This window comes from Vagococcus vulneris, assembly GCF_003950515.1.
In the GTDB taxonomy this organism is placed as follows: Bacteria; Bacillota; Bacilli; order Lactobacillales; family Vagococcaceae; genus Vagococcus; species Vagococcus vulneris.
Window position 1 is genome coordinate 139,377 of the sequence record NZ_NGJS01000004.1, and the last position, 12,210, is coordinate 151,586.

Annotated in this window: 8 protein-coding genes; all 8 read left to right on the forward strand. The window is 33.6% G+C overall.

Annotation, left to right across the window (positions count from 1 at the left end):
• Position 1: 1 nt before the first annotated feature.
• Positions 2–778, forward strand: a complete 777-nt coding sequence (locus CBF37_RS04600; protein WP_165866635.1) for an ABC transporter ATP-binding protein — start codon at positions 2–4, stop codon at positions 776–778.
• 6 nt (positions 779–784) lie between these two features.
• Complete coding sequence (locus tag CBF37_RS04605) at positions 785–1,486, forward strand: ABC transporter ATP-binding protein (RefSeq protein ID WP_125983548.1); 702 nt, start codon at positions 785–787, stop codon at positions 1,484–1,486.
• Between the two features lie 71 nt (positions 1,487–1,557).
• Entirely contained in the window at positions 1,558–2,460 is a 903-nt protein-coding gene (locus CBF37_RS04610; protein WP_125983549.1) for a magnesium transporter CorA family protein, read from the forward strand.
• 111 nt (positions 2,461–2,571) lie between these two features.
• Positions 2,572–4,359, forward strand: coding sequence for a DNA-binding protein (locus CBF37_RS04615; protein ID WP_125983550.1), 1,788 nt, complete (start codon positions 2,572–2,574; stop codon positions 4,357–4,359).
• A 190-nt stretch (positions 4,360–4,549) separates the two neighbouring features.
• Entirely contained in the window at positions 4,550–6,151 is a 1,602-nt protein-coding gene (locus tag CBF37_RS04620; RefSeq protein ID WP_125983551.1) for a CTP synthase, read from the forward strand.
• Positions 6,152–6,279: 128 nt separating this feature from the next.
• Complete coding sequence (locus CBF37_RS04625; protein ID WP_125983552.1) at positions 6,280–9,000, forward strand: YfhO family protein; 2,721 nt, start codon at positions 6,280–6,282, stop codon at positions 8,998–9,000.
• Between the two features lie 22 nt (positions 9,001–9,022).
• The gene (locus tag CBF37_RS04630) at positions 9,023–10,537 is read left to right on the forward strand and encodes a DUF1846 domain-containing protein (protein WP_125983553.1); all 1,515 of its coding nucleotides are present in this window, start codon (positions 9,023–9,025) and stop codon (positions 10,535–10,537) included.
• Between the two features lie 41 nt (positions 10,538–10,578).
• Entirely contained in the window at positions 10,579–12,054 is a 1,476-nt protein-coding gene (locus tag CBF37_RS04635) for a hypothetical protein (protein ID WP_125983554.1), read from the forward strand.
• Positions 12,055–12,210: the final 156 nt, after the last annotated feature.

The following is a 12,210-nucleotide window of genomic DNA, read 5'->3' on the forward strand; positions in this document are numbered from 1 at the left end:
GATGATAACATTGAAAAAATCGAATACAATCTTAGTTGATAAAGTAACAATTCAATTAATGTCAGGTGAAATTTGTGCGTTAATAGGCGAAAGCGGAAGCGGAAAAACATTGACGGGGTTGAGTTTAATGGGTCTATTGAGTTCAGATGTTTTTACTGTGCGTGGTAATATAAGTTTTGACAATCAGCAATTATCAGATGAATCAGAAAAAAAGAGAGCGAAGCTTAGGTTAAGTCAAATGGCAATGATTTATCAAGAACCGATGTCATGTTTTAATCCTGTTTTAAAGATTAAGACACAATGCTATTTTGCAATCAGGCAGCATCAGCGACTCTCGAAACAAGAACTTAACGAAGTAATTATACCGTTTCTTTTACGAGTTGGTTTGGAGAATCCATCAGCTATTTTGGAAAAATATCCTGGCGAGTTAAGTGGCGGACAGTTACAAAGAGTTATGATTGCGCTGGCCTTAGTATTAAAACCTAAATTATTGATCTGTGATGAGCCCACAACAGCTTTGGATGTTCATACACAAAGTACGATAGTAAGTTTATTAAAGGAATTAGCGGCAGAATTTAATATGGCTATTATTTTTATTACACATAATTTAGGATTAATCGAAAACTTTGCAGATTATTTACTAATTATGAAGGATGGAGCAATTATCGAGGAGGGAAGAGCAATTCAAGTTTTGAATAAACCTGAAAAAGACTATACTAAGAGTTTGCTGGATTCCCAAATGAGTCAACTATTAAGTAAGAGCAAAAAGATAGGGTGATATAAAGTGGTTTTTATTAAAGTTACTGATTTATCAATCAGTTTTAAAGAACCTTTCTCATCAGTGCGAAAAAAAGTTCTGAAAAATGTATCCTTTTCGCTTGATAAAGGTCAGACACTTGGCATAATAGGTAGAAGCGGAAGTGGTAAGACAACATTAATTAAAACAATACTAGGACTGACTCGACCAGATTCTGGTCAAATACTTGATGGCAATTTTAATGAATTAAATTATAAAAACTTAGCGGCACAAGTGATTTTTCAAAATCCTAGAAAGTCTCTTGATCCTTCACAGCGTATTGGGGAGGCATTAAGTGAGATGATGCAAAAAAAAACCGGTCAACGTAAAATTGATATTATTCAAATAGCACCGTGGTTGGATAAAGTGAATCTACCTCATGATGTATGGACTAAGTTTCCTCATGAATTAAGCGGTGGTCAGCTGCAGAGGGTGTCGATAGCTAGAGCACTTATTATGGAGCCTGATTTACTGATTTGTGACGAACCGACTTCAGCCTTAGACGTGACAACCCAAAAAGATATTTTGTTGTTGTTAAAGGATTTAAAGAATCAGCAGAATCTAACGATTATCTTTATATCTCATGATTTAGCGGTTATTGAGTTTATGTCTGATACTGTCCTTGTACTGAAAGACGGGTCAGCAAAAATATTATCTCCAAATTTGAATGATTATGCTGATTTTATTTAAATATCTCATTTTTACACTGACTAATGTCTGTGTATGCTATAATGAACCGGTGGTAGACCGGAGGTTATATTTTGTTAACACAAACGACTTTTAACGTAGAAAATAACTGGATTAATATAAATACAGATAATAAAGATGAGCTAAGACGCCAATCAGTTGAATATGGACTAGATGAAGATATTATTGATTACTCGCTTGATACAAATGAACGGGCGCGTCTTGATTACGATCGAGAGTCTAAATTGTTTATGCTGATTTATAATGTTCCAAATAGGGATATGATTGATAATCATTACGAGACAACACCAATGTCTTTTATTCTCAAAGAAGATAAATTAATTACGATTACTAATAATAAAAATTACTATCTTTATGAAAAAATGAGAGAAGATTTAGAAAAAGAGCCCAATCAAACTGTCTTTGAATTCCTTTTTAGTAGTCTGTTTATGATTACTGATCAATTTTTTCCTTATGTTGAAGAGATGAATTCTGATCGCGTCAATGTCAGTAATCGCCTTAAAGAAAAAACAACTAAACAGAACCTATTGTCTTTATCAGATTTAGAGACGGGAATTGTTTTTTATATTTCTGCATCTAAGCAAAATGTTGTTTTATTGGAACAAATAAGGACTCATACAGTATATAAACGGTTAACCGATGATGAAAAAGAGAAGTTAGATGACGTGTTAGTAGAAGCAAAACAGGTGATGGAGATGACTCAAATTTCATCGCAAATACTTCAACAGCTATCTGGAACTTATAATAACGTTTTAAATAATAATCTGAACGAAACCATGCGTATTTTAACTGTTCTATCTGTCCTATTAACCATACCAACCATTATTACAGGATTTTTTGGTATGAACATGCCGTTACCCCTTGAAAATAATACGTTTGGTTGGATGATTACAGTTGCAATGAGTATTGGCTTATGGTTCTTACTGTCCTTTATTTTAAGACGCTTTATGCGTTAGAAAAGCTTGATATAGTAATCTGGCTTTTTTTTAATCGTCTTATTTTGGCATTGTAGTTGAAAGGGTTATCTTATATGATAGAAGTAATTAAAAAAAGGATGTGTTAGAATAGTGATAATTGATTTTTTGATCATTATGTGTCGTTTTAGTATCGGTTTCATCATCGCAATATTGTTAGGCTCATTTTTTAGTAATAATAAGAAAAAGGTGATTAAGAGAAACTTAATTGCTGTATTCGTTTATTTAATATTTAGTATGTTGTTTGTGTATTTTCAATTACCTCCTCAAACTTTAAGCAATTTATTAACAATTAATTTGATTAGTTATTTGTTAGGTACTGTATTTGTGATTGTCACTAATTTACGTAAAGGCCATACTGTTATTAGCGAAAAACACAAAGGAAAGATAGCCAATCTATCGTTTAAAACGAATCCCAAATTAACAAAATTATTTTGGTTAGGCTTATTAGCATTGGTAGGACTACTTATTTATACGCCGATTGCGAGGATAATGAGTATCGATAATGTTTATCAAACGATTGATGTGAAGAAAGTTAAAAAGACTGAAGAACTCGTTTCTACCAAAGAAACTCCTATCGCTATGTCGATTGAGAGTGCGCAGAATAAGATGCAGAAAATGATCAGCAGTGTCCCGAATTATAGTGCTTATAAGCTAGGTTCCACAACTGCTCAGGTAATAAATGATGAGTACGTTTATGTTGCGGCACTTGAATATCGAAGTTTTTGGAAATGGAATCGATTTAAAGAAGTTCCAGGTTATTTTAAAATAAGTGCGACTGATATTAATGCACAACCAGAGTTTGTAAAGAAAAAGATGGCGTATATACCGAGTGCTTATTTTGGACAAGATGCAGAACGTAAAATTTATTCAAAAGTCAGCCGATTTGCTAGTATGGGAACTGTTAATCTTGAAATAAGCGATGACGGAACCCCTTATTATGTTGAGACACTTTATAAAGAATATGGTGTCAGCGGCATTAAACATTATAATGAATTTAAAGTAGGTGTTCTGAATAGTGTAACAGGTAAAACAGATGTCTATGAATTAAAAGACACGCCGAAGTTCATCGATGCACCATTGACCAGTGCAGTAGCCAGCAGCATGAATAATTTTTATGGTCTTTATGGTAAGGGATGGTTAAATAGTTTATTTACTAAGGATGATGTCAAACAGCCGACAAATAATGGAATTTATTCTAAAGGTGCAGTTACACCATTATTATCTAAATCCGGAGCATTATTATATTTTACAGATTTTACAAGTGATGATGCAAAACAAGATAGTGCATTAGGGTATAGTTTAATTAATGCGCGAACAGGAATTATGGAATACTACCGGGATAGTAAGGGTATGATGGATAGTGATGGTGCGATTGCTATCGCAGAAAAAATTTATCCGGAAAAAAAATGGCAGGCAAAAATGCCTATTTTATACAATGTTGAAGGAGTTCCGACATGGGTTGTTTCATTGTTGGATGTAAATGGTATTTTTAAGGGTTATGTGTATATTTCTGCTACTGATAGTGATGTTGTTGTAGATGGTGCAGATGCTCAAAAAACATTAGAGGCTTATAAATTAAGATTAGGCATGAAAGGTAGTTCTAATAAGAATATTGAAAAGTCTGATTTGTTGAAAGTAACCGGTGTGGTAGAACGTGTCAATAAAGTAGTTATTGATGGAAATGAAACGGTCTCGTTTATATTGAGGGATAGTGATAAAGTCTACACTATTAGCACAGCAAATAATGTCTACAGTATGTTTTTAAAAGAAGGGGATGACGTTTCTTTTGAAGCAGCGAATGATAAAGATAGCCGTGTGACGACTATTAATGATATTGACATTAAAGACATAACTCCTCAGAAAAAAACTGAAAAATAATTGTTTTGTTTCACAAATTTCTTTCTTGACTTCATAGTCATAAACTTGTATCATACTTTTTGGGCACCCTTTTACTAGGGTCAGAAGTCAGTGGACCTAAAAAGCTCCTTATTCCAATTTGGAATAGGGAGCTTTACTTATTTTCTGAGACTTTCCTTAATTATAAAAGAACAAAGGAGTTTACTTAATTATGACAAAATATATCTTTGTAACTGGTGGTGTTGTGTCTTCAATTGGTAAGGGAATTGTTGCAGCTTCATTGGGAAGATTATTGAAAAACAGAGGATTAAAGGTAACTATTCAGAAATTTGATCCATATATCAATGTGGATCCTGGTACAATGAGTCCGTATCAACACGGTGAAGTTTTTGTTACTGATGATGGTGCTGAAACTGACTTGGATTTGGGACATTACGAGCGTTTTATTGATATTAATTTAAATAAATTTTCTAATGTTACAACAGGTAAAATTTATTCAGAAGTGTTGCAAAAAGAACGTCGCGGTGAGTATTTAGGGGCGACTGTCCAAGTGATTCCTCATATAACTAACATGATTAAGGAAAAAATAATGCGTGCTGCCACATTAACTGATGCAGACGTTATTATTACTGAAGTTGGCGGAACTGTTGGTGATATTGAGTCACTTCCATTTCTTGAAGCCTTGCGCCAAATGAAAGCAGACGTAGGTAGTGATAATGTTATGTATATTCATACAACATTAATCCCCTACTTAAAAGCAGCCGGTGAAATGAAAACCAAACCGACACAACATAGTGTAAAAGAGTTACGAGGCTTAGGTATTCAGCCGAATATTTTAGTTGTACGTACTGAATTACCTGTGTCGCAAGGAATAAAAAATAAATTAGCGCAATTTTGCGATGTTGCACCTGAAGCTGTTATTGAATCTCGTGATGTTGATACATTGTACTCGATTCCTTTGAATTTACAAGCACAAAATATGGATCAGATTGTCTGCGATCATTTGAAACTAGATACTCCTCAAGCTGATATGACTGAATGGATGGCTCTAGAGAATCGTGTGCTCCATTTGAGTAAACGAGTGAAAATAGCTCTAGTTGGTAAGTATGTTGAATTACCTGATGCGTATTTGTCGGTTGTTGAAGCATTAAAACATTCTGGTTTTGCTTTTGATGCAGATATTGATTTAGATTGGATTCAATCTCAAGATTTAACCACTGAAAATGTTGCTGAAATTTTAGGTGATGCAGATGGCATTTTAGTACCAGGAGGTTTTGGTGATCGTGGTGTCGAAGGTAAAATAGAAGCAATCCGTTATGCACGTGAAAATAATGTTCCGTTTTTAGGGATTTGTTTAGGTATGCAGATGGCATGTGTCGAATTTGCCAGAAATGTTGTCGGTCTAGAAGATGCTCAGTCAGCTGAAACAAAAGTAGATGCGGCAAATCCAATTATCGATTTAATGGCAGATCAAGAAAATATTGAGAATATGGGTGGTACTTTACGTTTAGGTTTATATCCTTGTAAGCTTAAAAATGGTACTAAGACTGCAGCAGCTTATGATAATGAAGAAGTTGTTCAAGAACGCCATCGTCATCGTTATGAGTTTAATAATAAATACCGTAAGTTATTTGAAGAAAATGGTTTGATTTTTTCAGGAGTTTCACCTGATAATAAATTAGTTGAGATTGTTGAATTACCTGGTCTAGATTTTTTTGTCGGATGTCAATTCCACCCAGAATTAATTTCACGTCCAAACCGTCCACAACGACTAATTAAAGGGTTTGTGGAAGCGGCTTTAAATAAAAAATAAAAGACTTAAAAAGGATAGTCAAGTTGATTGATTATCCTTTTTTAGAGTAATTAAACTTAGAAGACAAAGACGAATTAAATTTATTATTATATAATAAAACAGTATAAATTTTAAAGAGGAGTTGTATTATGTTGAAAAATAAACAGGGGGAAATTAAATTTTGGCTATCTTATTGTCTACTCTTTATCGGCATATCTTTAGTTGTATTCTTCCCTTATATTATGACTGGAACAAGCTTTGTCAGTAACTACGATGCACTTTCACAGCATTATGTGTCGATTGTAAAATTAAAAGAGATGCTTACGGCAATCTTGCATCATCCCGGTCGTATTGGTCATTTTTGGGATTGGACACTTGGGCTGGGAGCAGATTCTTTTCAGACGTTAAGTTATTATTCAGTCGGGGATATCTTTATTTATCCGTTCTTATTCTTTAAAAATGCAGAAAACACTTATATGGCAATGATGATTTCAAAATTATTTTTCTCTGGTGTAGCGATTATACTATTCTTAAAAAATAAAAAAGATACCAATTACAGTAGTTTAACTTTACTAACAGCTGCTGTGGTCTATGTGTTTTGCGGTTTTAGTATTCATTCATCTGTATCACATCCAATGTTTTTATCTCCAATGGTTATCTTTCCTATCTTGCTTTTAAGTATCGATCGTTTTATTGAGGGAAAAGGTCGGATTATGTTTCCGATTGTGGTTGCGTGGACGCTTATCAGTAATTTTTATTTTGCATTTTTATTAGGTATTGGGGCTATTTATTATTTTCTGTTGCAATCATTCTTTTTACGCAAAAATAATAAAGCAGGTTCATATTTCCTAAACGTTTTAAAAATTATTCCATACGGCATTATCGGTGTAGCAATGTCTTCAATAGTATTGTTGCCGACTCTGAATCTCTTTTTCCATTCTACGCGAGCAAGTGTGCCATTTGCCAATGGGCTAAGTCTATTTCCACTTAGTTTCTATTTGAGTCTTCCAAATCGTTTGATTATTGCGCCTGCAGATAATTCTTTCGAATATTATGGTGGTTTTGCAGTTATTTTAATTCCAGCATTGTCTTTTATTTTGATACGCTTTAAGCAATTTAAGATGATGGCAGTTACGTTGGTTGTTAGTTTTATCTGTTTTATGTTGCCTTATTTATCTGCAGTTATCAATGGTGGAGCTAGTCCCTCAACACGGTGGACATTATTGCTTGCAGCTCCTTTTGCTGTTGCTGTTGCTATTTTTATTAACCAGATTGCAACCATTACTGCTAAAGAATTTAAATGGATGGTAATTATTTCAGCGGTATTTAGTGTCGCTGCTATGCTTGGTAACAACTTGATAATTTACAAAAATACAGCTGTTTTAATTCCGCTAGTCTTGCTTTGGGCTTTCTTTGTACTGGTTGGCTTAAGAAAAACAGACGTTTTGACTCCAAAAAATTTCAGTATTGCAGTATTGTTTTTAGCAGCTGGTAATACTGCCTATATCGGCAATTATTATCATAGCATTAATGGAAATAATTCCGTTGGCTGGCATTTAAAGAAGAATACTGTAAATAGTTACTATAAGAATTATTTTGACGGTGTCGACCGACAAGTAACTACTCCAGACGAATTTTTTAGACTAGCTTCAACGAATAATGCGCATCCTGGACAATTTAATCGAGTAAATATTGGCCCAATGATTAAACATCCCGTCATAAATAGTTATTTTTCGTTGCAAAATAAATCACTTGGTGAATTTGCTAACGCCATGGAGTTCTCTGATTCAGTATTAGCTGAACCAATTAAATTCTTAGACTCTCGAGGAATAGCTACGAATTATTTAGGCGTTAAATATGTTTTAGGTACTTATCGCGGTCCTATTCCTTTAGGATACCACCGTGTCGGTATTTCAAAGAATCATCAGTACACTGTCGAAGAGTCTGAAAAAAGTCTACCACTTTTATTTATCAGTCATAAAGAAGTTAGCCAAACCGCGCTTGAAAAAGTCAGCGGTGCTGAACGAGAAGCACTATTAGGACGAGTAGCGGTAATGGAACATTCTGATACTAAAGGGATACCTGTAGAGACTTATACTGATGAAGTACCCGTTAAGGTCAACAAGCAATCTGACAAAGTTATTGTAACACTTCCTGAAGATGGAAATGAGAGTAAAGATAGCGAATATTTCATTAATCTTAATGGAATAAAACTAACGGATACGTCATTAACAACGAGGGTTCGACAAACTATTCACCCTACAAATATGCGACGTTCTGAAGCAGCTGCTGAATTCTTAAAGTATGAACCATCAGGCACAACGATTCAAATTAAAGAACAAGGGAAACAGATTAATGGATATTACTTGTATTCACCGACTAATGTCTCTTCCTATAATCCGAAGACAAGTGTATTAGTCCGTCTTGGCAAATTGAAAGGTAAGACATTTACAATTGATTATAGCGGTAATCGTCATGTGTCTATTAATTCCGTTAAGGTGATAAAACGTGATACTGAAAAACTTATCAATGAACTGAAAAATCCTGAATACACAAGTGAATTCGATCGTGTAGCAATAATGAACAGCAGTGTATCTGCACATGTAAATTTGGAAAAATCGGGTATTATGACAAGTTCGATTCCATATAGTTCTGGTTGGAAAGTTATGATTGATGATAAAGAGGTTCCTGCAGAAAAAGTTAATTATGGATTTTTGGGTGCTCGCATTCCAAGTGGAAAACATAAAATAGAGTTGCAGTACAATACACCATTCTTTAAAATTGGTGCATTAATAACGATATTTGGGATTGCAGCACTAATTGTAATTAATATATTAATCTATTTAAAAATGAAACGAACAAATAAATAAAATCAGGATGTGAATTTGAGTAATGGAAATTGGATTTGATTCAAAAAAATACATTGAAGAACAGTCAAAATATATATTAGAACGTGTTGATGATTATGATAAATTATACTTGGAATTTGGTGGTAAGCTAATTGGTGATAAACATGCTAAACGAGTGTTACCAGGATTTGATGAAGATTCAAAAATAAAAATACTGCAAAAATTAAAAGAAAAAGCTGAAATTGTGATTTGTGTTTATGCTGGTGATATTGAACGCAATAAAATTCGTGGAGACTATGGGATTACTTATGATATGGATATCTTAAAATCTATTGATGAATTCAAGGAATATGGCCTGTCAGTTAATAGTGTTCTGATAACGCGTTATACAGGGCAGCCAGCGACAAAGATTTTTATTAATAAACTAGAGAAGCGTAATATTAGAGTATATACCCATGAGACAATTGAAGGCTATCCTTATAACATTGATCAAATTGTTAGTGATGAGGGTTTTGGTAAAAATCCATATATTGAAACAACTAAACCTATTGTTGTCGTGACGGCCCCCGGTGCCGGTAGTGGAAAACTGGCAACAAGTCTAAGTCAAATTTATCATGAAAATCAAATGGGACGTGTAGCTGGGTATTCTAAATTTGAAACTTTTCCTGTTTGGAATTTACCATTGAAGCATCCTGTAAATATCGCATATGAAGCGGCTACTGTTGATTTGAAGGATGTCAACATGATTGATTCCTTCCACTATGAAGCTTATGGAGAAGTTGCAGTTAATTACAATCGTGATTTAGAAACTTTTCCTGTCATTAAGCGTATTATAGAAAGAATTACAAATAAACCATCTGTCTTTAAGTCGCCGACTGATATGGGAGTTAATCGTGTTGGTTTTGGTATTATTAATGATGAAGTCATTCAACAAGCTTCTAAAGCCGAAATCATTCGTCGCTGTTTTGATACAGAGTGTTTTTACAAGCGTGGTTTAGTTGATGAAGAAGTGGTCAATCGTATCCAATTGATTATGGAAGAGATGGTTTTGAAAAAAGAAGATCGTGGTCCTGTCATACCAGCACGTGAGTATGCGGAAAAGGTCAGAAATCGCAGTGATATTATTGAAGAACTTTCTGTAATGTCAGTGATGGCATTTGAATTACCTGATGGAAAAATAATTACTGGTCGTTCGACACATTTGATGGAGGCAGCAGCCTCATGCATCTTAAATTCGGTAAAATATCTGGCAAATATCAGTGATGATATTTTGTTGTTATCACCGGTTATTTTAGAAACGATTCAACGGATGAAAGTGTCAGAATTGCATAGTAAAATTACTGCGCTTAACACGAACGAAGTATTGATTGCTTTAGCGATGAGTGCGGTAACGAATCCGACAGCACAACTTGCGTATGATCAGCTGACGCACCTCACAGGAACCCAAGCACACTCAACGGTAATTTTAAATAAAGATGATGAACAGATTGTTAAAAAACTGGGTATTGATGTGACAAGTGATGCCGTATTTCCTTCAGAGAATTTATTTTATATTTAAAAAAGGAGATTTAAAGTCTATAAAAAGAAAGGAGTCAATCAATGACAGGCGCACGAACAAGAATGCATACTAAAAAAAGAATACAGATTAATCCATTTATTTTATATTTTATTTTCTATTTAATTATTGGGTTTTTAATTCCTTTAGCTACTGGTGATGATATGGATTGGGGAAGTACAGGAGGGATTCAGCGATTAAATAATTGGTTTGATAACTATAATGGGCGTTACCTTGGTCATTTGGTCACTCTAGTCATTACAAGAGTAACATTAATTAGAGTTGTTCTTTATGCTATAGTTAATACGGGTTTGGTTTATTGTATGACGAAATTTCTATCAATCAAGTCACGAACAGCGATTAATTTTATTTTTTTTCTGATTTTGTTAGTACCAACGGCTGTCTATAGTCAAACGTATGGATGGTTTTCAGGATTTGCAAATTATAATCTTGGTATGTTCTTTCTGTTTACGATTTGGGCATTAATTTTTTTAAACAAATCATCGTATTTATTGTCTGTCGCTATTTTTGTATTAGCGATCAGTGGTCAATTGTTTATGGAAAATATTACAATTTTTAATTTATTTTCAGCTGTTGTCTTTATCTTTCTATTTTGGAAAGATCTATCATGGTTTAATAAACTTCCTTACCTGTTAGGTAGCATTGCAGGTAGTTTGATTATGTTCAGTAACAGTGTTTACTCAACAATATCAAACGGCAATGATGCTTACCGTGAGTTTGATTTGTCTAAAGTATTTGAAACATATTTAACAACTTATACCTATTTTTTCTTAATAAAAAATGTTGTATTGATTAGTATTTTAGCAATTTTAGCAATCTTTCTTTTAAAATCATCAAAAATTAAAATTGGGTTAAGTTTTATTCTTTTATCTTATCCATTAGTATTGATTTTTATTGATAATGCTGGAATAGCGATTGAAAATCTGCCATTCATACTTTTGATTGCTTTAAATGCTTGTGGAATTGTTTTTTTACTTACGATTGCTTATGCAATTCTGTCGGCCAATCGCGAAGAAGTTTCGTTATTAAACAAGAGGAAACTTATTTTTATCGGTTTAAGCAGCGGTATTATTTTATCTCCGTTTTTAATGATTACCCCGTTTGGCCCAAGAGCCGAATTAACGTCGTATTTAATGTTAGTTGCATTAACCGGAAAACTTTTTGATCTTTTGTTGAAAAGATTTGATTTAAATGGTTTGTCGATTAAGAGAATAGGACCGGCAGTGACAGCTTTAACAGCTGCAGCAATGCTGTTTTTATTGATTGTTCATGGTTCAAATTTTTATGTTTCTGAGACGAGAGTAGCAAATAAGCGAGTCAATGAAAAGGACAAAGTAATGACATTAACTCAGTTGCCTTTTGAACAATTTGCTCATTGGGCTTCGCCACCAATGCAATTTGGAGAAGATACGTTTAAAGAATATCACCATTTGCCTAAGGAATATAAATTAGTTTTTGAGCCATTTAAGAGTAAAGAATTAAAAGATATAAAAAAATAATTAATAAAAAACTCGCCATTAAGGGCGAGTTCAGATTGAAGACAAACTAGTTACTCAACAGGAGTAATTGGTTTGTTTTTTTGTTTTTCATTATTAATTTTGAAAAACACTCAAAAATAGACAAAAAAATAGAGCCCCCAAGGTCTCTTAGTTTAA